Origin of the sequence: Microvirga sp. CF3016, assembly GCF_036314085.1 — a bacterium.
Classification (GTDB): Bacteria; Pseudomonadota; Alphaproteobacteria; order Rhizobiales; family Beijerinckiaceae; genus Microvirga.
Genome location: NZ_JAYGGM010000003.1, coordinates 286970 through 309835, shown reverse-complemented (window position 1 = coordinate 309835; position 22866 = coordinate 286970). Strand labels below are relative to the sequence as shown.

The window sequence follows — 22866 nt, the reverse complement described above, 5'->3', positions numbered from 1 at the left end:
GAAGCTCGTCAGAATTTCACCTCGGGCGGACGCTCGGAGCCGGCCGTGGCGGTGAAGGTCTCCATGGGCTTGGCGTCCGGATAGACGATGGAGGCGATCCATCGGCCGGGAATGGTGCGCAGTTCCGTGTTGTAGGCCTGCACGGCCGCGATGTAGTCGCGCCGCGCCACGGCGATGCGGTTCTCCGTGCCTTCGAGCTGCGACTGCAGGGCGAGGAAGTTGGCGTTCGACTTCAGCTCCGGATAGCGTTCCACGGTGGCGAGCAGCCGGCCGAGAGCCCCGGAGAGCTGGTTCTGCGCCTCCTGGAACTGGCGGAACTTCTCCGGGTCGGTGACCGTGGAGGCATCCACCTGAACCTGCGTGGCGCGGGCTCGAGCCTCCGTCACCTGGGTCAGCACCTCCCGCTCCTGCTGGGCGAAGCCCTTCACCGTCTCGACGAGGTTGGGGATGAGGTCGGCCCGGCGCTGGTACTGGTTCTGCACCTCGCTCCAGGCGGCCTTGGCCTGTTCTTCCAGGGTCGGAACGTTGTTGATGCCGCAAGCGGACAGCCCGAACGCCAGAAGCATGCCGGTGAGAGCGACGCGGATCCGGTTCGGTAAAAGCAGGGCCGTCATGTCTGTCCTTCTCGCGATTCGGTTCCTCGAACCTTTGCTGGGATCAACACATGGGGCAGGGGCGGTCTGTCAACAAGCCGCTTTCGGGTGGCCGTGCACACCGGATTGAGGCATGATCCCGCCGTCTCAGCCAATCGAGTCGATCCATGACCTTCCTGCCGGACGTCAGCACCCTGCTCACCTACACGCTCGCCGCGATCCTGCTCTTCATCACGCCGGGTCCGGACATGAGCCTGTTCCTGGCGAAAACCATGGCCGGCGGGCGCAAGGCCGGCATGGCCTCGATGCTCGGCGCCATGGCGGGATGCGGCGTGCATACGCTGCTGGCGGCCCTTGGCCTCTCGGCGCTGCTGGCAGCTTCCGTTACGGCATTTACGGTGCTGAAAATCGTCGGCGCACTCTATCTGCTGTGGATGGCCTTCGACGCGGTGCGCCACGGCTCGGCCTTGCACGTGAAAGAGGAAGGACGGGCGGAGATTCCGTTCTGGAAGACCTTCTTCATGGGGGTGGGGATCAACCTCACGAACCCGAAGGTCGTGCTGTTCTTCGTGACCTTCCTGCCGCAATTCGTCGATGCGGCGGATCCCCACGCGGCCGACAAGCTCCTGTTCCTTGGGCTCTACTTCATCGCGCTCACGACCCCCATGGGTGCGCTGATGATCCTGGGCGCCGACAAGGTGATCGGGCTCCTGCGCGGCCACCCGAAGTTCATGCGTGGGATCGATTATTCCTTCGCGGGACTGTTCTCGGTCTTCGCCATCAAGATCCTGACGACATCGGCCCGATAGGCTCGGGCCGCCTCGGCTCCCGACCGCCGATGATCGCCCAATAGACGAGGCCGGCGATTGCGCCGGTGAGGCCGAGCACGAGGCTGACATGCAGCTCCGCCGGCGAGGCGATCCGCGCCGACCCGCGCAGGATGAACGGCACGGCGGCCGTCAGCACGCCGGTGGCGAGCGTGTGCCAAAGGAGGCTGCGCATTCCCAGCACCTCGCTGACGACGGCGATCATCAGCGGGGGGAAGACCAGCAGGGTGAAGATGATCCGGCCGACGGCCAAAAACGCATCCTCTACGATGGGGCCGGGATCCTCTGCGGCAAATACCGCATCCACGAACGACCAGAATCCGACGAAGAGGGTGTCGCCGGTCAGCATCGCCATGACCGGATCCACGATGGAGGCGATGAGAAAGAACGTGCCGCTCGCGCCGATGGCGATGAGAAGCGCGAAAGGGATGAGGAGAAGCCAGCGGATCATGCCGGTGCATAGTGGCAAAATTCGCCTCGCCTCGCCAGTGGCCCATCGGAACGGCCCGGTTTTCCGCGCCTGACAATGCGCTAGTTAAGGCACCGGGCGGCGGGCATTCCTACGAGAGGAGGACGTCATGGCGACGTCGAGGTTGGACGAGCGGCGGCTCATGAGCGACGAGGAATACACCCTCGTCGAGCAGACCCGATATCCGGTGCTGGGCAAGCTGGAGGATTCGGCGCTCAAGGACCTGACGCAGCGCCTGCGGGAGCGGCGCGACCGGGCGCGGGACATCGCCCATCGCCAGCGCCGCGACGTTCGCGGCAAGGGCCGGCAGGCCACGACCTTCGAGAAGCAGGATGCCGGCAACCGCCAGAAGGCAGGCGTCCTGGCCGAGGCGCTGACCCGGATCAACAGCGAGCGCACGCGCCGGAAGGCGGAGGAGCTTCGCGCCAACGCCCACCGGGCCTTCGCCTTGCGCCAGGGAGCGGAGACGACGGCGCGGCCGGATTCAGGCAAGACGCCGCGCAAGGGCATGCGCAAGAATGCGAGCAGCCGCCGCGAGCGGATCGTCAATCCGATGGATGTCGGGCGCGTCTCGCAGGCGGGCAAGCGCGCGCAGGCGGCGCGGGACAACGCTTAGAGAGTCTTCATTGAACCAAAGAAAAGAGTTGTTTCCACGCCAGCGGAAACAACTCTCACCGTTGATTTCGAAGATCGGGGATGCCCGCGAGTCTACTCCTCGTCCCCCAACGCATAGACGCCCTCGGCCCCGATGCCCTGTTCGGCCATCATGCGGGCGCGGGCGCGCAGCTTTTCCGTCTCACTCTTGAGCTGCCCGCAGGCGGCGAGGATGTCGCGGCCACGCGGCGTGCGCACCGGCGAGGCGTAGCCCGCGCGGTAGACGATCTCGGAGAAGCGCTCGATCCGCTCCCAGTCCGAGCACTCGTATTTGGAGCCGGGCCAGGGATTGAACGGGATCAGGTTGATCTTCGCCGGAATGCCCTTCAGGAGTCGCACGAGCTCGCGGGCGTCGGCATCCGAATCGTTCACGCCCTTGAGCATCACGTATTCGAACGTAATGCGGCGGGCGTTCGACAGACCCGGATAGGCCCGGCAGGCATCAAGCAGCTGCTTGATGTCGTATTTGCGGTTGATCGGCACCAGCTCGTCGCGCAACTCGTCGCGCACCGCATGAAGCGAGATCGCCAGCATGGTGTTGGCCTCAGAGCCCAAACGCTCCATTTGCGGCACGACGCCGGAGGTGGAGACCGTGATGCGGCGGCGCGACAGGGTCAGGCCCTCGCCGTCCGACATGACGTCGATGGCGGCGATCACGTCACCGATGTTGTAGAGGGGCTCGCCCATGCCCATGAACACGATGTTGGACACGAAGCGTCCGCCGTCGGCGGGCACGAAGGCGCCTTCCGGCGGGACCGCGTCCGGCCAGTCGCCGATGGAGTCGCGGGCGACGATGAGCTGCGCCACGATCTCGGCCGAGGTCAGGTTGCGCACGAGACGTTGCGTGCCCGTGTGGCAGAAGGAGCAGGTGAGCGTGCAGCCGACCTGGCTCGACACGCACAGGGTGCCGCGGTCGACTTCCGGGATGTAAACGCACTCGATCTCCGCGCCCTTGTCGAGCGGGCCCGTGGAGGGCATGCGGATGAGCCACTTGCGGGTGCCGTCCTTCGAGACCTGCTCGGAGACCACCTGGGGGCGGGCGAGCGTATAGGCCTGGGCCAGCCTGGCGCGCAGGTCCTTGCCCACGTTGGTCATCTCGGCGAAGTCCTTGGCCCCGCGGAAATAGATCCAGTGCCAGAGCTGGGCGACGCGCATCTTGAGCTCGCGCTCCGGCACGCCGATGGCGGCAAGCGAGTCCTTGAGCTGGTCGCGGGTGAGGCCGACGAGGGAGGCGCCGCCGGGGGCGGCTCCCGCCGCCACGTTCAGTTCCGCGGTCTTTTCGATGAACCCGGCCGCGCGCGCGGCATCGCTCACGGCCACCGGGACCGCATTGGGGTTACGCTTGGCGATGTCGAGCACCGTCGCCATGGGAAATCTCAAGCCTCGTTGTTGGGAGTCGGCGTGCCTATAACACGATTGCGCCGAAACCGTGAGCCTTCAAACGCAAAATTCCGGGCGCAAGACCCGGAACATGCTCATTGAGGCACTAATTTTCAACGGCGGAGGGTTTTAAGAAGCGCATTCCTTGCGGGCGTGCTCCAGAGCTTTGCCGAAGCCGTTCAGGGAGTAGCGGTCCGTCAGGCTCGAGCCGCGGGCCGATTGCATCTTCACCGTCACGGTTCCGCTTCGCGCCATGGTGGCAATGGCTTGCCCCTCCTCGGCGGGGTTCTTGAGCCAGGCGTTCGCCGCCTTGGTGATCAGGGCATAGGAGGCATTGCCGACCGCGGCTTCCGCCGGGCCGTTCTCCTTTGCCGTGAAGCCGAGCACCAGGGCGACCTCGTTCTTGACGTTCTCCGCCGGGCGGAAGGACACGAAGAGATAGGCCGGATCGCGGTTCACGTTCTTCGGCAACCGGTCTTTCGGCTGGCTGAGGGCATAGCAGATCTTCGAGCGACCGGTCTGGGCCGTGTAAACGCCCCAGTCGCCATAGGACGTGAGAAGCGAAGCGCCTCCGGGACCGGTCGCTGCCTGAGCCGGCCTGACGGCCGTCGCCGCCGCCGCTCCAGCCGCAGCCCCTGCTGCCGCGGGCTTGGCCGCGTTGGACCGGGTGGTTGTTGCAGGCTTGGCCACCGGCGCCGGCTTGGGGGCGGCAGGACGGGTCGATTGCTGCGTCGAACGCTGGGACTGAGCCAGGGCTGCAGGTCCGGTTCCGATGACGACGACGGCGGAAAGGATGCCCGCGGCGATGCCGCGCTGGAGAGATGCAGTAATCATGGGGCGGACCATACAGGTGGATGGTTAAGAACTCTTCACCATCTCCGTTAAGGCTGCGACGGCGGATTGGCGATGCGTCGAAACGTGGCGGTGGGTCTGGCCAACCGGATCCATCCGCGCCGCCCAAGAAAAAGGGCCGCCGGAAGGGCGGCCCGAGGTGGTTCTGCAATGCTTGTTCGTCTTTAAAAGCCGGAGGAAGGAAATGACTTTGTTGCGAACGACTCATCTTTACGTTAACTATAATAACATTGCAATAAGTCAATATTCTTTGTTCTGAATGGAATCCTAACACCAAGATATCAGGTCCGCTCGACCGTGTCCTTCAAAGCCTTGCGAGCCCGCTCCTTGTGCTCTTCCGTTATGGAACCGGCGACCTGCGTGATCGCGGCCGCCAGGACCGCTGCGTCATCGGCGAAGCCGAACAGGGGCAGGAGATCGGTGATGGCGTCCGTAGGGAACACGAAATAGGCGATCGCTCCTAGGAGGATGAGCTTCACACGGCTTGGCGTTGCGGGGTCCGTGGCGCAGAAGAAGGCGGCCACGAGGTCCTCGGCAAAGGGAATCTTGCCTGCCACACGCTTCAGCTTGTCCCAGAACCTTCGCTTCAGGCCTTCCTCGTCTCGGGTCTCCTGGCGGATGGCCTCCATCTCGGCCTTGGAGAAAGGCTTCATGAAGGGTTCACTCATTCAACCGGTTCCTTCCATCGTGTGCGTTCCCGAAGCGTCGAGGATAGCTTAAGACGTCTCCGATCGGAGGAGAAAAGCGATGAAGCTCGACAAATTGATGGCAGCAATCGTCACCGGGGGTGCGTCGGGCCTCGGCGAGGCCACGGCCCGAATGCTGGCCGCCACCGGCGCGAAAGTCGCCATCCTGGACATGAACGCCGAGCGCGGCGAGGAGGTTGCCCGGGAGATCGGGGCCGTCTTCTGCAAGGCCGATGTCACCGACGAGGCCTCCATCGATTCGGCGCTTGCCGCGGCCCGTGCGGCCAACGGCATCGAACGGGTCCTCGTTAATTGTGCTGGAATCGCGCCGGGCAAGCGCACGGTTGCGAAGAAGCGCGAGACCGGGGAACTGATCCCCCACGACCTGGCAAGCTTCCGCCGTGCGGTTGAGATCAACCTGATCGGCACCTATGCCATGATCGCGAAATGTGCCACCGCCATGGCCGGGCTCGACCCGGTGACGCCGGACGGCGGACGCGGGGTCATCGTCAACACCTCGTCCGTGGCCGCGCATGACGGCCAGATCGGGCAGGCCGCCTATGCCGCCTCCAAGGGTGGGGTGCTGGGGCTGACGCTCCCCGTCGCCCGTGACCTGTCCGGATTCGGCATCCGGGTGATGACGATCATGCCGGGCCTGTTCCACACGCCGCTCTTCGAAGGGATCGCAGAGGATTACCGCAAGGCCCTCGAAGCCAACGTGCCGTTCCCCTCGCGCCTCGGACGCCCGGAGGAATATGCCGCGCTGGTAAAGGCCATCATCGAGAACGACATGCTCAACGGCGAAGGCATCCGCCTCGACGGCGCGCTGCGCATGCAGCCGAAATAGACGATTCACATCGCATGGGCCGTTGATTGATCGCGCCCGCATCATTTCGTCATCACCGGCTTTGTGCCGGTGATCCCGCTTCGGTAGAGCGCGGCGCTTGTCCGATCGGGATGGCCGTGACAAGCCCGGCCATGACGTCGAGAGACGTCAATGCAAGGCTGGTGAACCCTTTTCCCAACTCTCAGGACACTTCGCCCCGGTTCTCGGAAAAGCTTTCGAGATCCGAGGTGCGGAGCCAGTGCTCCCGGCGCTTGGCCCAGGCTTCATAGGTCGGCGTGAAGAGGTCGGTCTCGTCGAAGGCGCCGAGCTTGATCTCGATCTCGGTGTCGGAATCCCGGTCGAAGACCTGCGAGCCGCACACGACGCAGAAGCAGCGCTCGCTCTCGGGCGTCGCGGACCAGCCTCGGAATTCGCCCGAGATCGTCACCTGATCGGTGGCGAAGATCACATAGGCGTTGAAGGGCGCGCCGCTGATTTTGCGGCAGGTCATGCAATGGCAGAGCCCCACGCGCTTCGGCTCGCCCCGGGCCTCGAAAGTCAGTTGCCCGCAGGCACAGCCGCCCGTACGGATGCGTTGATCGGTCATGGTCTAGCGCTTCACCAATCCTGCGGCCATCTGGTCCATGCGCTGCGCCAGCTCGACGTCGCGGCGCGTCAGGCCCTTGGCATCATGGGTGGCCAGCGTCACCTCGACCTTGTTGTAGGTGTTGACCCATTCCGGATGGTGGTTCATGGCCTCGGCGGCGAGGGCAACGCGGGTCATCCAGCCGAAGGCCGCGTTGAAATCGTCGAACACGAAACGCTTGTGGATGGCGTCGCGACCTTCGACCAGCGCCCAGCCGTCGAGGGCGGGCAGGAGTTCGGAACGCTCGGATTCGGTCAGGCGGGGCATGGGCGCACTTCATCGTCACGGCAGGCTCGCCTTAGTCATGAAGCACAGTTCCGAGGTTTCAAGCCCTCACGCGATGCCGAGCAGCCGGATCAGGCCCAGGCTGATCGCGATCAGCACCAGGAGCGAGAGCGTCACGGCCAGCGTCACACGGGCGCCGACGCGGCCGAGAACCCTGAAATCCACCCCAAGGCCCAGGGCCGCCATGGAGATGACGGTGAGCAGGGTCGCGACGGGAGCGATCACGCGCAGAACCATATCCGGGATGAGGCCGAGAGAGCGCAGCAGGGCCAGGCCCAAGAACCCGATGATGAACCAGGGCACGAGCCGGTTCCAGGCCAGGCTCGGCTTCGCATCCTTCGTGCTGCGTCCCGCGACGAGCGACAGGCCGATCACCACCGGGCCGAGCATCAGCACGCGCACGAGCTTCACCAGGGTGCCGAGCTGCGTGCTGACGAGGCTCACCGGCACGGTGGCTGCCAGCACCTGCGGCACCGCGTAGACGGTGAGGCCTGCCAGCACGCCGTATTGCGTCAACGACAGGCCGAGGAGCGGCACCAGCAGGGGGAGTGCGAGCACGACGATCACCCCGAGAATGGCCGTGAACGCGATGGAGGAGGCCACGTCCTCGGGCTTGGCGCCGATGACCGGCGCCACGGCGGCAATCGCCGAGTTGCCGCAGATCGAGTTGCCGCAGGCGACCAGCATCGCCATGCGCTTCGGCAGCCCGAGCCAGCGGCCGAGCCCGTAGCTCGCCGCAATGGCGAGCGCCACCACGACGGCAATGCCGACGATGAGGCCGAAGCCCGCCTCGATGACGGCCTGAAAACTGATCGAGGCGCCCAGAAGCATCACGGCGATCTCGAGCAAGGTCTTGGCGGAAAACCCGATGCCGGGAACCCAACGCCGGTCAGGCGTCCAGAGGGTCCTCACCAGGGTGCCGAGCAGGATGGCGATGACGAGTGCCTCGAGCCAGGGTCGCCCGGTCCACTGGTCTTCCGCCCATTGCAGTCCCATGGCCGCAAGCGCGATCGCCGTGCACAGGGCGATGCCGGGCGCTGTTTGCGCAATGCGGGTGCGGGTCATGGGCTCGGATCGGTCCTGGGTTTTGGAGCGCAGCGCTAGTCTCAAGGTTGAGCGGATGCAAGCGCGAAACACGGCGCCGTTATTCTCAAGCCGCAAACCCATCCTCGATGGTGCGCCAGTCCTGCGTCAGCGTGAAGGAATCGCGGTCGATGACGATGAAGCAGCCGCCGCCGGGGTGGGATGGGCGGCTTTCCTGGCCGATCGCGACCTTCTGCAGATGCGCGGTCAACAGGCATCCGACCGCACCGTGCGAGACGACGATAATGTCGCCGGCGGTCTCGTCCTCGCGCAGGATGCGACCGATGGCGTTCACGATGCGCGCCTGCGCGTCCACGGCGCGCTCCCAGCCGCGGATGCTCTCGTGCGGGCGACCGAAGAATTCCCGCACCACGTCCCAGAATTCCGGCGGCGCGATGTAGCCCGTGGCGGAGCGGTCGTTCTCGCCCAGATCCTCGTCGGTCGCATAGGAGAGGCCGAGGCGCTCGGCCACGATGGCGGCGCCATCCATGGCCTTTCGTTCGGTGCTGGCATAGACGGCGGAGACGTCCCGGTCCGCGAGCACTCCGGCGAAACGCTCCATGCGGGCGCGGCCCACGGTGTTCAAAGGCCATTCGGGAATGGGCTGGTCGGGATCGATGACCACTTCGGGATGGGTGATGAAGACGAGCGAAGTCATGAGGCTGCTGTAACAGCCTTGCACGCGTGCGTCGAGCTAGCTCAAGGGATAGGCCGCCTCGACGATGTAGGGCCCGCCGCCGACCGAGTTCCGGGAGGAATACAGGACGAAACGGTCGGCCGTGAACGTCAGCTTCGGGAAGTGTCCGCGGGTCGCGATGTAATCCGCCACATCGACGGGCGAGACGTTGCGCAGGCGCGCCAGGGTCACATGCGGGGTGAACTTGCGCGTCTCCGGGGGCAGGCCGACCTGGCGCAGGAGACGTTCCTGCTCCGCCTGCAGCTCGTTCAATTCGCCGTTGCCGGCGGTACGGGCGAAGACCGCCCGGGGTTTCCCGCCGCCAAAGGTGTCGAGCCCGTCGATGGTCAGGTTCAGCGGCGCGCGTTGGCGCCTCTCGCCGAGGATCGACGTGACGTCGTCCGCCATGCGGTCGTCAATATCGCCGATGAAGCGCAGGGTGAGATGATAGTTCTCGGGATCAATCCAGCGCGCCCCGGGAAGTCCGCCGCGAAAGCTCGCAAGGGCCAGGCCGATCTCGGCCGGGATCTCGATGCCGGTGAAAAGACGGGGCATGCGGCACCTCCCGAGGCTGCTGGTGTCGAGTCAGACGACTGGCGAGAGGGGTTTGTTCCGGTGAGAATCTCCCCTCGTGATCGTCATGGCCGGCACGGGGCCGGCCATGACGGGAAAGGGGAGGGCTATGGGCAGGGATTGCAGTGTTCGACGTGGATCGCGTCGATGCGCTCCTCCAGTTCCGGCGTGATCGTCACATGGATCGAAGCGACATCCGTCTTCAGCTGCTCCATGGAGGTCGCGCCGATGATGTTCGACCCGACGAACGGGCGGGAATTGACGAAGGCCAGCGCCATCTGGGCCGGATCGAGGCCGAATTCCTTGGCAAGCGCGATGTATTTGCGGATCGCCGCCTCGGCGGTGGGGTTCTCGTAGCGCTGGCCGCGGTTGAACAGGGTGGTGCGGGCCCCTGGCGGGCGGGCGCCGTCGAGATACTTGCCGGTCAGATAGCCCTGCGCCAGCGGTGAATAGGCGAGCAGGCTGACATTCTCGCGCATGCTGACCTCCGCCAGTGCCACCTCGTAGGTGCGGTTGAGGAGATTGTACGCGTTCTGCACCGACTGCACCCGGGCCTGGCCCTTGGCATCCGCGTGCTTGAGGAAGGTCATGGTGCCCCAGGCGCTCTCGTTGGAGAGGCCGAAATGGCGGATCTTTCCGGCCTTCACCAGGTCGGTCATGATCTCGACCGTCTCGCCGATCGGATGGGATTCGCCCTCCTGATGACGGTAGATCGTCGGGTTCGAGCCCCAGGGCATGGGCCGGTCGGGCCAGTGGATCTGATAGAGATCGATATAGTCGGTCTGGAGCCGCTTGAGGCTCTTGTTCACGGCCTCCTCGATCTGGGCCCGCGACAGCTCGCCCTTGGAGCCGTCGTCCCGGTACCAGGTGCTGTCGGAGCGGCCGATCACCTTCGTGGCGAGGATCACCTTGTCGCGCGAACCTCGCGCCTTGAACCAGGAGCCGATGATCCGCTCGGTGGCCCCTTGAGTCTCAGGCCGGGGCGGAATCGAATAGAGTTCGGCCGTGTCGAAGAAGTTGACGCCCTGATCGAGGGCGTAATCCATCTGCGCGTGGCCGTCGGCCTCCGTGTTCTGCTGGCCCCAGGTCATGGTGCCGAGGCAGATGAGGCTGACGTTGAGATCCGTGCGGCCGAGGCGGCGGTATTCCATGAGGTAAGCTCCTCGCGGGGACATGATCCGCCGCGTTCAGGCGAGAATGAGGCGCCGACGACGGTCAGCGCTGAGAAAGACGGGCGAGAAAGCTCTCGACGCTGGGCAGAATGCGCTCGACGATGATCTCCACGCCCTTGGCCGTCGGGTGCATCCCGTCGGGCAGGTTGAGGGATCGTTCGCCCACGACTCCGTCCAGGAAGAAGGGATAGAGCACAAGGTCGTGCTTCTTCGCAATGTCCGGATAGATGCTGTCGAATTTCTGCACGTAATCCGCCCCGAGATTGCGCGAGGCATACATGCCGGCCAGCATCACCGGGATGTTGCGACTCTTCAGCCGCTCGACGATGGACTCGAGGTTCTTGCGGGTTCCGGCCGGGTCGAGCCCGCGCAGCATGTCGTTGGCGCCGAGTTCCAGGATCACCCCGTCGGTGCCGTCTGGCACGGACCAGTCGAGCCGGTCGAGGCCGCCCGAGGTGGTGTCGCCTGACACGCCGGCATTGGCCACCTCCACCTTGTAGCCCTTGGCCTTGAGCGCCCGCTCCAGCACCACCGGGAAAGCCGCCTCCTGCGGCAGGTTGTAGCCGGCGCTCAGGCTGTCGCCCAGCGCCACGAGGCGGATCGTCCGGCCCTGCGCCTGGGCGGAAGGCAGGGGAGCGACCATGGCGGCAAGGGCCGCCGCACACGCAAAAATGATCGTCATGAATGGGCCGGATTGGCGCTTCATCGATAGGCTTCCCATCTCTACCGGACTAGAACCGGGTAACGTCGGAATTTCCAACAGATCGGGTGAATGGGCATGCAGGACAAGGCCATCGCGCTGCACGATGTCGATTTGAGCCTCGGGCGCGGGGCCGCACGGGTGCATATCCTCAAGGGCATTTCCTTGAACGTCGACAGGGGCGAGGCGGTGGGCCTGATCGGTCCCTCGGGCTCGGGCAAGTCGACCCTGCTCATGACCATGGCCGGCCTGGAGCGTCCCGATTCGGGCAAGGTGATCGTCGACGGCACCGATCTGGCGGGCCTCGACGAGGATGCGCTCGCCCGGTTTCGCGGCCGGCGGATCGGCATCGTGTTCCAGTCCTTCCACCTCGTTCCCACCATGACGGCGCTGGAGAACGTGGCCCTTCCGCTGGAACTCGCGGGCGACGACGAGGCCTTCGAGCGGGCCGAGGCGGAGCTGCAGGCCGTTGGCCTCGGCCATCGCCTGCATCATTATCCGGCGCAGCTTTCGGGCGGCGAGCAGCAGCGCGTGGCGATCGCCCGCGCCATCGTGCCCAATCCGGCAATCCTCGTGGCCGACGAGCCCACCGGCAATCTCGACGAGAACACGGGCGGGTCCATCATCGACCTGCTCTTCGCCCTCAAACGCGACCGCGGCGCCACCCTCGTGCTCGTGACCCACGATCTCAATCTCGCCCGCCTCTGCGACCGTATGGTTCGTCTACGTTCCGGGCAGGTGGAGGCCGCACCGGCCCCGACCGTGGCGTAAGGAGACGACCATGCACGGCTCCCTTCCCGCCACGCCGCAGCGACGTCCCGGATTCGCGTCGCGTCTGCCTCTCCTGCTGCGCCTTGCCTTTCGCGAGTTGCGCGGGGGCTTGAGGGGCTTCGGCATCTTTCTCGCCTGCATTGCGCTCGGCGTGGCGGCGATCGCCAGCGTCTCGTCCCTGTCCCGCTCGCTGACCGAAGGCATCTCCCGCGAGGGCCGGCGGATCCTCGGCGGCGACATGGCCTTCTCTCTGCTCCAGCGCGAGGCGGGGGCACCCGAGCGGGCCTTCCTCGAATCGAAGGGCCGGGTCAACGTCATCGCTACCATGCGGGCCATGGCATTGGCCGGCGAGAAGGGCTCCGGACTCGTGGAGATGAAGGCGGTCGACGGAGGCTATCCCACGGTCGGCATGCTTGAAACCGATCCGCAGTTGCCGCCGGCCGACCTGTTCGCCGAGCGCGACGGTGCCTTCGGGGCCGCCGTCGATCCGGCGCTCCTCGCCCGTCTCGACCTGAAGGTGGGCGATCGCGTCACGGTGGGCGCGGCCAACGTGGAATTGCGGGCCCGCCTCGTCTCGGAACCCGACAAGATCGCCGACGGCATCGGGTTCGGGCCGCGCCTCCTGCTGTCGCAGGATACCTTGAAGGCGACGGGCCTGGTGCAGCCCGGCAGCCTCGTGCGCTGGACCTATCGGCTCACCCTGCCGGCCGAGCGATCGACCGAGGAGGCGTTGACGCAGATCGAGGCGGAGGCGAACCGCGTCTTGCCGGAGGCAGGCTGGAACATCCGCACGCGCCTCAACGCGGATCCGCGCTTTGCCCGCAACATCGAGCGCTTCACCCAGTTCCTCACGCTGGTCGGCCTGACCGCGCTCCTCGTCGGCGGCGTCGGTGTCGCCAATGCGGTGCGCGGCTTCGTCGACCGCAAGCGCGCCTCCATCGCCACCCTCAAGAGCCTCGGCGCTCCCGGCGGGCAGGTGGTGCTGCTCTATCTCACGCAGGTGATGCTGATCGCCCTCGTCGGCATTGGGATCGGCCTGGCCTTTGGCGCCGTCCTGCCCTTCGTCGTGACAGGTCTCTTCGGCCATCTCCTGCCGATCCCGATCCAGCCGACCCTGGCCTGGAGCGAACTCGGCATCGCGCTGCTCTACGGCGTCCTCACGGCTCTGGTTTTCGCGCTTGCGCCCTTGGGCCGGGCCCATGACGTGCCGGTATCCGGCCTCTTCCGGGACCAGGTCGATCCGGAGCGGCGCTGGCCGCGCAAGCGCTACCTGGCGGCGCTGGCGCTCACGGTTGCGGCGCTGGTCGGATTGTCGCTGCTGGCGGCCTATGACCGCCGCATCGCCCTCATGTTCGTGGGTGCCGCCGCAGGCTCGTTCCTGCTCCTGCGTCTCGTGGCGCTCGGGATCATGGCGCTTGCCCGCCGCCTGCCGCGTCCCCGCCGGACGGCGCCGCGGCTGGCGCTCGCGAACATCCACCGGCCGGGTGCGCTCACGCCCTCGCTGGTGCTGTCGCTCGGCCTTGGCATCACGCTCTTGGTCACGCTCGCGCTCATCGACACCAATCTCACCCGCCAGCTCACCCAGAGCCTGCCGGAGCGCGCGCCGAGCTTCTTCTTCCTCGACATTCCCAACCAGCAGGCGGATTCGTTCGAGGGCTTCCTGAAGAGTCAAGCTTCCGAAGCCCAGATCGAGCGCGTGCCGATGATGCGTGGACGTCTGGTGACGCTCGGCGGGCGGCCGGTGGCCGAAGTCAAGGCGCCCGAGGACGTGTCCTGGGTGCTGGAGGGCGACCGCGGCATCACCTATGCGGCCAAGCCGCCGGAAGGCTCGAAGGTGGTGCAGGGCGAATGGTGGCCTGAGGGCTACCGCGGTCGGCCGCTGGTCTCCTTCGACCGCAAGATCGCCGAGGGTCTCGGGCTCAAGATCGGCGACGAGATCACCGTCAACGTGCTCGGCCGCAACATCAGCGCCACGATCGGCAACCTGCGCGAGGTGGAATGGCGCTCGATGGGCATCAACTTCGTCATGGTGTTTTCGCCCAATGCCTTTGCCGGCGCGCCGCATACGCATCTCGCCACCGTCACCTTCCCGAACGGCTCGGATGCGGCGCTCGACGCCCGCATCCTGAGAAGCTCCGCCCAGGCCTATCCCATGGTCACGAGCGTGCGGGTGAAGGATGCCCTGGAGGCGGTGAACGACGTGGTCTCGCAGCTCGTCATGGCGATCCGCGGCGCCAGCTCCATCGCGCTGATCGCGAGCCTCCTGGTTCTCGCCGGCGCCCTGGCCGCCGGCCACCGGGCGCGGCTCTACGATGCGGTGGTGCTGAAAACGCTCGGCGCCACCCGAGCCCGGCTGCTCTCGGCCTATGCCCTCGAATACGGATTGCTGGGCGCCGCCACGGCCGTGTTCGGACTGATGGCAGGAACGCTCGCGGCCTATTTCATCATCACCCGCGTGATGAACCTAAGCTTTACTTTGGACCTGTCGGGGGCCGTCTTGGCCTCAGCGCTGGCGGTTCTCGTGAGCGTCGGTCTAGGCCTTGTGGGAACCTGGCGGATCTTAAGTCAAAAGCCGGCCCTCTACTTAAGAAACCTTTAACGTTCTATCCTCGCGCGCCGCTATAAAGAAGCGACTGAAATGGAATGAGGAGCGGCATCGCCGCTGCTCCTCATTTTTCTTTCTTCACGAAGGTTTGAAGCTTGGCTCTCCCCCTTGCGGAATGAGCGCAGCCCTCTCATATTTCCGGTGTCGCCGGAAACACGGCGGCCGAGGGCTGATTCCAGCCTTTCGAGGGAACACACGGGACACCGCGAGAAAGGACTCCGATGCAACCGTATGAGCAAAACCAAAACGCCTATGGCACCGGCTTTGCCCGGACGGCGGCTCAGGTCGACCAGGGCCTGCGCGCCTTCATGCTCGGCGTCTACAACAACATGGTCCTGGGCCTGGCCATCTCGGCCCTGGTCGCCCTTGGCATCAACATGCTCGCCACCACGAGCGATCCGTCTCAGGCGGTCGCCCGGATGGGTGGCGTCGGCCTGACCCAGTTCGGCGCGACGCTGTACGGCTCGCCCCTGATGTGGATCGTGGCGCTGGCGCCGCTGGCCTTCATCTTCTTCTTCTCGTTCCGGATGGACCGGATGTCGGCGGCGTCCGCTCGCACGACCTTCTTCGCCTTCGCGGCGGTGATGGGCGCTTCGCTCTCGACGCTTCTCATCCGCTATACCGGCGCGAGCGTCGTGCAGGTGTTCTTCATCACGGCGGCGGCCTTCGGCTCGCTGTCGCTGTGGGGCTACACCACGAACCGCAGCCTGTCGGGCATGGGCTCGTTCCTGATCATGGGTCTCGTCGGCCTGATCCTGGCCTCGATCGTGAACATCTTCGTCGCGTCGAGCGTCCTGCAGTTCGGCATTTCCGTGATCGGCGTCCTGATCTTCGCAGGCCTGACGGCCTACGACACGCAGAAGCTGAAGGAGATGTATCTCTACGGCAACTTCGATTCCGAGGCTGCCGGCAAGGCCTCCGTGTTCGGCGCCCTGACGCTGTACCTGGACTTCATCAACATGTTCCAGTTCCTCCTCGCTCTCGTGGGCAACCGCAACGAGTAAGGACGAGCGGATCGCGTGATCGCGAAGCCCCGGCCGAAAGGCCGGGGCTTTTGTTTTGACGAGCCGACGTCTGACGATCCTCTAGGCTCCCGGTGGGCGATACCGAACCGACTTCGCTTTCTCGAGGGCTTCCATCAGCTCCTCGACGCTGAGGAGGACAGTCGTCTCGCACGAGCGAAGCGCGCCTCCCGCACCGATAGCAAGCACAACAGATGCCATCGATACGTTGTCCGGTGCCTCCCATAAATTCCAGCCATCGTGCTCGCCAAAAGCGTACCAGAACCCGTGCAGCTTTCCGCCTACTGACTCGATGTACGAACGAGCCGCGGCGCGGCGATCCTCGGGATTTTGGATCAGGCGCGCCCATGTCTCGGGCGTGTAGCTGAAGCGTGTAAGATACATGGCCATGGCTCACCTCGTCCGTCGGAGTTCGGCCCCAGCGACCGCAGTTAACGCCCAAATCGGTGAGGCGGCGAGTCCATTGCACCAGGACCGAAAGACAATCGACTTAGGCCTGTCCCTTCAATGCCGAGCGGTAGCCGAAATACGCGCTTGCAGCAGCCGCAGCGGCACAGATCACAGCCACGACCCCGAACCCGCCGATCATGGCCGTCGTGTAGAGCGCCTGCAGGGCTTCGGGCGGCGAGGCGGAGGAGGGCGGGAGCGCCCCGAAGGTCGCCTGCGCGAAGAGATCCGCCCTTTCCGGGTTCGCCCATCGGGCCGCCTGCCGGTACCCGAACGTGACCACGACGCCCAATCCGGCGACGGCAATCAGCCCGGCGACGCGGGAGACCGCGTTGTTGATGCCGGAGGCAACACCGATCCGCTCGTCCGGGACGGCATTCATCACGGTCGTCGACAGCGGCGCGACCGTGATCCCCATGCCAAGCCCCATGATGGCCATGACCGGCACTATCGCGAGCCAATAGCCGCCGTGAAACATGGCCGGGGCCAGGAGCGCGAAGCTCAAGGCCGTCACGAGCGGGCCTGCTGTGAGGAGCATCCGGGTGCCGAACCGATCGGTCATCGCGCCGCCGAGCCGGGAGAGCACGGCCATCACGATGGTGAAGGGCAGGAACACCGAGCCTGCCTGGGCGGCCGAATAGCCATGGGCCTCGATCAGCGCGGTAGGCAGGAAGAACAGGGCGCCGCTCAGAGCGAAATAGAGCAGAAGGGTCAGGGCGTTAACGTTGGCGAACGCAGGGACGCGAAACAGGTCGAGGGGCATCATCGGCGCGGCAGAGCGCTTCTCGTGCAGGACGAAGAGGCTTAGCGCCACTCCGCCGGAGAGCGTCAGCAGCGTCGCCGCGCCCTTGTGGCTCTCTCGCTCGCCTAAAGCCGTCAGCCCATAGGCCAGGAGACCAAGGGCCACGACGGCAAGAACACCGCCCAGCCAGTCCATGGCGGTCTCTCCCATGACCGGGCTGTCCGGCACATGTCGCCAGCATAGCCAGAGCGCCAGAGCGGCGATTGGGACGTTGATCCAGAAGATCGCCTGCCAGGGGCCGATATCGATCAGCCAGCCGCCGAGAATCGGCCCGAGCGCCGCGGCGATCCCCGAGGCCGCCGCCCAGGTGCCGATGGCCTTGCCACGCGCGTCCTTCGGGAAATGGGCGCTGATCAGGGCGAGCGATCCCGGCACCAGCAGGGCACCGCCGATCCCCTGAAATGCCCGGGCCGCGATCAGCATCCCGGCCGATTCGGACAGGCCGCACCACAGGGAGGTCAGGCCGAAGCAGGCGATGCCGATCATGAAAATGCGTCTGAGACCATAGGCGTCGCCGGCCGCGCCGCCCAGCAGCAGGAAGGCGGAGAGCGTCAGCGCATAGGCGTTGGTGACCCACTGCATCTCGGCGAGCGACGCCTGCAGGCTCTCGCGCATCCGCGGCATCGCCACGGTGACGATGGCCCCGTCGGCAAAGACCATGCTGGAGGCCAGGATCGCAGTCCAGACCACAATGGTCTGGGTCTTGGAAGCGGTGGGCGGTCGCACCCCGCCTGGGCCTTGGTCGTTCACGGGCGTGCCTTTCTCATGATGTCCATGCTAAGGCGAAAACGAGAGGAAAAGACAGTCTTCCCAATCCGGAATGCCATTCCGTCCGGGCTTCAATGTGGTTTAGAGAGCCTCCATGAGCATCTTCATCCGCCCCTCGTCCGAATCCGATCTCGATGCCATCACGGCGATCTATGCCCATGCGGTGACGCATGGCACGGCCTCGTTCGAGCTCGATCCGCCCGACAAACCGGAGATGGCGCGCCGCCGGAACGCCCTTCTGGAGGGCGGCTATCCCTATCTCGTGGCGGAGAAGGACGGCACCATCCTTGGCTATGCCTATGCGGGGGCCTACCGGACGCGGCCGGCCTATCGTTCCACCGTGGAGGATTCGATCTACGTCGCCCCGTCCGCGCAGGGGCAGGGTGTCGGACGCCTGCTGCTCACGGCCCTGATCGAGGCATGCGAGACCCGGGATTTCCGGCTCATGGTGGCTGTCATCGGGGACGAGGAATCAAAGGGCTCCATCGGCCTGCACCAGAGCCTTGGCTTCGAGCCCGTGGGGATCCTGAAGGGCATCGGCTACAAGCACGGGCGCTGGCTCTCCACCGTGCTGATGCAGCGCCCGCTCGGGCGCGGCATGTTGGAACCGCCGACCCGGCCGATCAGATAGCGTCTCCATGAAAGCTGGCTTCCTGACCCGGCCCCGGGGTGGCCTGTGGGACAACCCGGATTTCCTGCGCCTGTGGGCCGCCCAAAGCCTGTCGGCCATCGGCACACGGTTCACGCGCGAAGGCTTGCCGATCATCGCGGCCCTGTCCCTGGGCGCGACTGCGACGGATCTTGGATTGCTGATTGCGCTCAGCGCCCTGCCGGGGGTTCTGCTGAGCCCGTTCGTCGGGGCTTGGATCGACCGCACCCGCCGTCGGCGCGTGCTCATCATGGCGGATCTCGTCCGGGCGGCCGCCCTGATGAGCCTGCCGGTTGCCGCCTGGCACGACGCCGTTTCCATCGGCCAGATCATGGGAGTGGCCACCGTCGTGGCGCTCTTCTCCATGATCTTTCAGACGGCCGACAACGCCTATCTGCCGAGCGTGGTCGCGCAGGACCAACTCCTCGAAGGCAATACCAAGCTTGCCACCACCGATGCGGTCGCGGAGGTCGTCGGTCCCGCCGCGGCGGGCGTGGCGATTCAGCTCCTCACCGCGCCCTTCGCCATTCTCTTCGACGCCCTGTCCTATCTCTGGTCTGCCGCTCTTCTCGGCTCGATCCGGCGGCCGGAAAAGCCGCTCGAGACGGGCGAGCACGCGCCGAACCTGTGGCGGGAGACGGCCGAGGGGCTGCGTTTCGTCTTCGCGCATCCGGTCTTAAGGCCGCTGACGCTTTGCTTTTCGACGCTCATGTTCTTCCTGTCGTTCTTCGCGCCGCTCTACGTGCTTTATGCGGTGCGCGATCTCGCCATTCCTCCGGGCATTCTCGGCTTCGTGATTGCTCTTGGCGGCATCAGCGCGGTCATCGGTTCGCGGCTCGCCGCATGGGCCGGCAAGCGCTTTTCCGTCCGCACGCTGCTGATCGGCGTGCTCGTGCTGTATGGGCTCGTGATCAGCTTCATTCCGCTGGCGCACGGACCCCTCTGGCTGGCCGTGGCGCTGCTCTGCGTGGCGCAGCTGTGCGGAGACGGGCTCTATGTGGTGTTCTACACCAATCTGACGACCCTGCGCCAAACCGTGACGCCCGATGCCCTGCGTGGGCGGGAGGGTGGAGTCGTGCATCTTCTCAGCACCGGGCTCGGACTGGTGGCCGCCCTGCTGGCGGGATTGCTCGCCGACCACATCGGCATCCGGCCGATCCTGTGGACCGGGGCCCTCGGCGTCCTCGCCTCGACCCTGTGGCTGATCGCCCTGCCCGAGACGATCGAAAGCTAGCGCATCGGACGGAAAAGTGGACCCGGTTTTCCGGCTCATCCGATGCGCACATCAAGCAGTAGAGCATCGGATGGATCCCAAAAGTGCAAATCCACTTTTGGGCCGATGCTCTAGTGCCGAACGCGCGCCGCAGCCTTCGTGCCGAGCAGAAGCGCCAAGCCGGCCAGGGCGATGGCGCCAACCATGCGGCTCGGTTGCCGCGCCGAGCGGGGCAGGCCCTTGCGATCCCGCCACCCGCCGCTCACGCCCCGGCCCGTGGGAACGGGCTGCAACAGGGCGCCTTCCGTCCGCGGCGCGGGCCGAGCCCGCTCCAGGGCCCGGCGCATGAAGGCGCCGGCCAGGTGCTCCGTCGGGCCGGGAGCCAGGGCATAGGCGACCTGCGCCGCGCGGGCGGGCCATCCCACGGCCACCTCGTCGCGCGGGCGGCGCACCAGCGAGACGAAGGTTTCGGCCACGTCCTCGGGCGCATAGATCAGCGGTCCCGGATTGATCTGGCGGTCCGACACGTTCGCCCCGTGGTCGAGGCCCGGGGTGTCGATGATGGCCGGGAACACCCCGCAAACATGGATGTCGGGGTGGTCGCCCAACTCCTGCCTCAGGCTCGCCGAGAAGCCCCGCAGGGCGAACTTGGATGCTGTGTAGGCTGCCGCGAAGGGACTCGGCGCCCAGCCGCCGAGGGAGATGTTGTTGATGAGGATGCCGTGGCCCTGGCCGAGGAAGATCGGCAGGACCGCATAGGCGCCGTGCATGGACCCGAGCAGGTTCACCTCGATCGTGCGCCGGTGCAGGGCGATGTCCGCATCCTGGTAGGGGCCGAACACGCCAGTGCCGGCATTGTTGATCCAGACGTCGATGGTGCCGAAGGCCCGCCGGGCCGCCTGGGCCAGGTCGTCGACGGCTGCCGCGTCGGTCACGTCCGTGGGAACCGCGATGGACCGTGTGCCGAGATCCCGGCATTCGCGGGCCAGGTCCTCGACCAGCTCCGCCCGGCGGGCCGCGAGGGCCACATGGGCGCCGCGCCGGGCAAACGTGAGGGCGGCAGCGCGGCCGATCCCGCTCGAGGCGCCGGTGATCACGACGGAAAGGCCGGCCAGGTCGCGCGTCATGAGCGTCCTCATCGCTGCTGCTGTGATCGAGCCGCGTCGCTGTCGAAGCCGGTCCGGCTTCAGCGGCATTCTTCCTGCAACGCGATGAACCGGGCGGTGTTCCGGACTGCCGAGCGGTGACGGCTCTAAGCCGACACGACCTTCGGCTTGTCGAGCACCCGCAGCACGCGGGCGAGTTCATGTCCGCGCTTGAGGATCAGACCCGTCGAGACGATGACCGAATAGGCGCCCTGCTTCTTGGCGAGCTTCGGGTCCTTCTCGATCCGGTAGAGGGGCATTTCGGAGGTGCGTCGGAAGATGGAGAAGACCGCCTTGTCGGGCAGGAAGTCGATGGCGTAATCGCGCCACTCGCCGGCGGCCACCATGCGGCCGTAGAGATTGAGAATGGCCTGCAGCTCGGCACGATCGAAGGAAACCTGTTTCGGCGCGGCGGGGAAAGGAACGATGTGGGCTGAACCCTGCATCGAGCCGCCGCGCAGCGGCTCTGCGATGTCACCTTCGCTCATGAAGCCTCCCATGGCTGGCGCATCGTGCGGAGCACCGGACCCGGTTCTCCACGCCCGACGATGCGCAAGTGAAAACATGAGCATCGGACCCAAAGGCGGGACCCACTTTCATGTCCGATGCTTCGGTCGACATGCTCTGATGATGGGCTTCGGCGGCTAAGGGATCAACCCATGACGACACAATGAATCACGGGTTCTTTTCCAAATCTTATTCCTGCCTCATTCGCGCCGTGATGGAGCCGCAGTAAATGCCGTAAATACTTAAGTTGCCTCGACGGCCCGGCTCATCGAACGGCTTGGACACGTCAGCCCCCCAGCCCTCTGAGTCGCGCGAAGGGCCGGGCCACCCTCGAGGCACAGGGCTGCCCTTCAAGGCAGCCTTTTCTCTTGTTTAAAGGGCTTTGCGATGGTCCAGATCGCAAAGCCCTCTTTTTTTGTCGGTTACCGATTGCTTAACGGCGAGGCGGATTCCGGCACGCTCAAGATCCTTCAAAATCCCGACAGCACGAGCTTGCCCCGGGTGCGGTTGCTCTCGATGAGAGCGTGCGCGCGCTTGAGATTGGCGGCGTTGATCGGCCCGACGACCTCGGCCAAGGTGGTCCTGATCGTGCCCGCATCGACGAGACGCGACGCTTCGTTCAGGATCTCGTGCTGTCGCTCCATGTCGGCGGTCTGGAAGGTGGAGCGGGTGAACATGGATTCCCAGTGGATCGACACGCTCTTGCCCTTGAGGAGCATGATGTCGAGCGGCCCCTTCGGATCGTCGATCAAGGCAAAGCGGCCTTGCGGTGCGATAGTCTTGGCGATCTCGGCGAAATGATTGTCCGTGTGGGTGATCGAGAACACGAAGGCCGGCGCGCCGATCCCTAACGCTTCCACCTGAGCCGCGAGAGGCTTGCCGTGATCGATCACGTGATGGGCGCCAAGCTCCTTGACCCATGCCTGCGTGTCGGGCCGGGACGCGGTGGCGATGACGGTGAGATCGGTGAGCCGGCGCGCGAGCTGAATCGCGATGGAGCCGACGCCGCCGGCACCGCCCACGATTAGGACGGCGTTGGCCGCGCCCTTCACGGGATGGCGGATATCGAGCCGGTCGAACAGGGTTTCCCAGGCGGTCAGCGTGGTGAGCGGCAGGGCTGCGGCTTCCTCAAATCCAAGGGATTTCGGCTTTGTGCCCACGAGCCGCTCGTCCACCACATGGAATTCCGCGTTGGTGCCCTGGCGGGTGATGGCGCCGGCATAGAACACCTGGTCGCCTTCCTTGAACAGGGAAACGTCCTTGCCCACCCCTCGGACGATCCCGGCCGCATCGAAGCCCAGAACCTTGTAGCCGCCCGGCTCTGCTTGCGCCCGCATGCGAACCTTCGTGTCGACCGGGTTCAGGGACACTGCCTTGATCTCGACGAGAAGGTCGCGCGGGCCCGGCTCCGGGCTGGGCAGCTCGACGTCCATGAGGGAATCGTCCTGATCGATGGGAAGGGATTGCTGGTATCCGACGGCGCGCATGGCATGTCTCCTGTTGACGGGAGCATAG

25 protein-coding genes are annotated in these 22866 nt (G+C 65.7%); 8 read left to right on the top strand and 17 right to left on the bottom strand.

What is annotated here, in order from left to right:
- Positions 1-8: 8 nt before the first annotated feature.
- A complete protein-coding gene (locus VB672_RS05990; RefSeq protein WP_442931921.1) occupies positions 9-614 on the bottom strand; it encodes a LemA family protein in 606 nt (201 codons plus the stop codon).
- Between the two features lie 146 nt (positions 615-760).
- Here VB672_RS05990 and VB672_RS05985 point away from each other — a divergent pair, with 146 nt between their 5' ends.
- Positions 761-1402 (top strand): LysE family translocator, encoded by a 642-nt coding sequence (locus tag VB672_RS05985; RefSeq protein WP_329783261.1) that lies wholly within the window; start codon positions 761-763, stop codon positions 1400-1402.
- Here the strand turns inward: VB672_RS05985 and VB672_RS05980 are convergent.
- Positions 1374-1871 (bottom strand): hypothetical protein, encoded by a 498-nt coding sequence (locus VB672_RS05980; RefSeq protein WP_329783260.1) that lies wholly within the window; start codon positions 1869-1871, stop codon positions 1374-1376. The genes VB672_RS05985 and VB672_RS05980 overlap by 29 nt on opposite strands.
- 127 nt (positions 1872-1998) lie before the next feature.
- Between VB672_RS05980 and VB672_RS05975 the strand changes: the two genes are divergently transcribed.
- Complete coding sequence (locus VB672_RS05975) at positions 1999-2505, top strand: hypothetical protein (protein ID WP_329783259.1); 507 nt, start codon at positions 1999-2001, stop codon at positions 2503-2505.
- A gap of 92 nt (positions 2506-2597) precedes the next feature.
- On the opposite strand, the gene rlmN is transcribed toward VB672_RS05975, so the two are convergent.
- The 3 genes from rlmN to VB672_RS05960 form a co-directional block, all read right to left on the bottom strand.
- On the bottom strand, positions 2598-3911 hold the full coding sequence (rlmN, locus tag VB672_RS05970; protein ID WP_329783258.1) for a 23S rRNA (adenine(2503)-C(2))-methyltransferase RlmN: 1314 nt from the start codon (positions 3909-3911) through the stop codon (positions 2598-2600).
- Between the two features lie 141 nt (positions 3912-4052).
- Complete coding sequence (locus VB672_RS05965; RefSeq protein WP_329783257.1) at positions 4053-4757, bottom strand: hypothetical protein; 705 nt, start codon at positions 4755-4757, stop codon at positions 4053-4055.
- A 299-nt stretch (positions 4758-5056) separates the two neighbouring features.
- Positions 5057-5443: a YkvA family protein gene (locus VB672_RS05960; protein WP_329783256.1), complete on the bottom strand. Its 387-nt coding sequence runs from the start codon at positions 5441-5443 to the stop codon at positions 5057-5059.
- Positions 5444-5522: 79 nt separating this feature from the next.
- On the opposite strand from VB672_RS05960, the gene VB672_RS05955 reads away from it, so the two are divergent.
- Positions 5523-6308: an SDR family NAD(P)-dependent oxidoreductase gene (locus tag VB672_RS05955; RefSeq protein ID WP_329783255.1), complete on the top strand. Its 786-nt coding sequence runs from the start codon at positions 5523-5525 to the stop codon at positions 6306-6308.
- 181 nt (positions 6309-6489) lie between these two features.
- Here the strand turns inward: VB672_RS05955 and VB672_RS05950 are convergent, their stop codons facing one another.
- The 7 genes from VB672_RS05950 to VB672_RS05920 all read right to left on the bottom strand — a co-directional run bounded on the left by VB672_RS05950 (position 6490) and on the right by VB672_RS05920 (position 11428).
- Complete coding sequence (locus VB672_RS05950; protein WP_329783254.1) at positions 6490-6894, bottom strand: GFA family protein; 405 nt, start codon at positions 6892-6894, stop codon at positions 6490-6492.
- A 3-nt stretch (positions 6895-6897) separates the two neighbouring features.
- Positions 6898-7200, bottom strand: coding sequence for a 4a-hydroxytetrahydrobiopterin dehydratase (locus VB672_RS05945; protein ID WP_329783253.1), 303 nt, complete (start codon positions 7198-7200; stop codon positions 6898-6900).
- A gap of 66 nt (positions 7201-7266) precedes the next feature.
- Positions 7267-8283, bottom strand: a complete 1017-nt coding sequence (locus VB672_RS05940) for a YeiH family protein (protein WP_329783252.1) — start codon at positions 8281-8283, stop codon at positions 7267-7269.
- Between the two features lie 85 nt (positions 8284-8368).
- A complete protein-coding gene (locus tag VB672_RS05935) occupies positions 8369-8959 on the bottom strand; it encodes a histidine phosphatase family protein (protein WP_329783251.1) in 591 nt (196 codons plus the stop codon).
- 36 nt (positions 8960-8995) lie between these two features.
- Positions 8996-9532 (bottom strand): RNA 2',3'-cyclic phosphodiesterase, encoded by a 537-nt coding sequence (gene thpR / locus VB672_RS05930; RefSeq protein WP_329783250.1) that lies wholly within the window; start codon positions 9530-9532, stop codon positions 8996-8998.
- Positions 9533-9657: 125 nt separating this feature from the next.
- Entirely contained in the window at positions 9658-10701 is a 1044-nt protein-coding gene (locus VB672_RS05925; protein ID WP_329783249.1) for an aldo/keto reductase, read from the bottom strand.
- A gap of 64 nt (positions 10702-10765) precedes the next feature.
- Positions 10766-11428, bottom strand: a complete 663-nt coding sequence (locus tag VB672_RS05920) for an arylesterase (RefSeq protein ID WP_442931920.1) — start codon at positions 11426-11428, stop codon at positions 10766-10768.
- Positions 11429-11494: 66 nt separating this feature from the next.
- On the opposite strand from VB672_RS05920, the gene VB672_RS05915 reads away from it, so the two are divergent.
- From VB672_RS05915 to VB672_RS05905, 3 genes are all read left to right on the top strand, one after another.
- Positions 11495-12193 (top strand): ABC transporter ATP-binding protein, encoded by a 699-nt coding sequence (locus VB672_RS05915; RefSeq protein WP_442931918.1) that lies wholly within the window; start codon positions 11495-11497, stop codon positions 12191-12193.
- Between the two features lie 10 nt (positions 12194-12203).
- Positions 12204-14792 (top strand): ABC transporter permease, encoded by a 2589-nt coding sequence (locus tag VB672_RS05910; protein ID WP_329783247.1) that lies wholly within the window; start codon positions 12204-12206, stop codon positions 14790-14792.
- Between the two features lie 227 nt (positions 14793-15019).
- Positions 15020-15802, top strand: a complete 783-nt coding sequence (locus tag VB672_RS05905) for a Bax inhibitor-1/YccA family protein (protein ID WP_329783246.1) — start codon at positions 15020-15022, stop codon at positions 15800-15802.
- 81 nt (positions 15803-15883) lie between these two features.
- Here the strand turns inward: VB672_RS05905 and VB672_RS05900 are convergent, their stop codons facing one another.
- Both VB672_RS05900 and VB672_RS05895 read right to left on the bottom strand, forming a co-directional pair.
- On the bottom strand, positions 15884-16210 hold the full coding sequence (locus tag VB672_RS05900) for a GYD domain-containing protein (RefSeq protein WP_329783245.1): 327 nt from the start codon (positions 16208-16210) through the stop codon (positions 15884-15886).
- Between the two features lie 100 nt (positions 16211-16310).
- Positions 16311-17819: an MFS transporter gene (locus VB672_RS05895; RefSeq protein ID WP_329783244.1), complete on the bottom strand. Its 1509-nt coding sequence runs from the start codon at positions 17817-17819 to the stop codon at positions 16311-16313.
- A 112-nt stretch (positions 17820-17931) separates the two neighbouring features.
- On the opposite strand from VB672_RS05895, the gene VB672_RS05890 reads away from it, so the two are divergent.
- On the top strand, positions 17932-18468 hold the full coding sequence (locus VB672_RS05890) for a GNAT family N-acetyltransferase (protein WP_329783243.1): 537 nt from the start codon (positions 17932-17934) through the stop codon (positions 18466-18468).
- Positions 18469-18475: 7 nt separating this feature from the next.
- Positions 18476-19720, top strand: coding sequence for an MFS transporter (locus tag VB672_RS05885; RefSeq protein WP_329783242.1), 1245 nt, complete (start codon positions 18476-18478; stop codon positions 19718-19720).
- Between the two features lie 110 nt (positions 19721-19830).
- Here the strand turns inward: VB672_RS05885 and VB672_RS05880 are convergent, their stop codons facing one another.
- From VB672_RS05880 to VB672_RS05870, 3 genes are all read right to left on the bottom strand, one after another.
- On the bottom strand, positions 19831-20826 hold the full coding sequence (locus VB672_RS05880) for an SDR family oxidoreductase (RefSeq protein WP_329783241.1): 996 nt from the start codon (positions 20824-20826) through the stop codon (positions 19831-19833).
- Between the two features lie 125 nt (positions 20827-20951).
- The gene (locus VB672_RS05875; protein ID WP_173949073.1) at positions 20952-21332 is read right to left on the bottom strand and encodes a DUF2794 domain-containing protein; all 381 of its coding nucleotides are present in this window, start codon (positions 21330-21332) and stop codon (positions 20952-20954) included.
- Between the two features lie 489 nt (positions 21333-21821).
- Complete coding sequence (locus VB672_RS05870; protein ID WP_329783240.1) at positions 21822-22838, bottom strand: zinc-binding alcohol dehydrogenase family protein; 1017 nt, start codon at positions 22836-22838, stop codon at positions 21822-21824.
- Positions 22839-22866 lie beyond the last annotated feature (28 nt).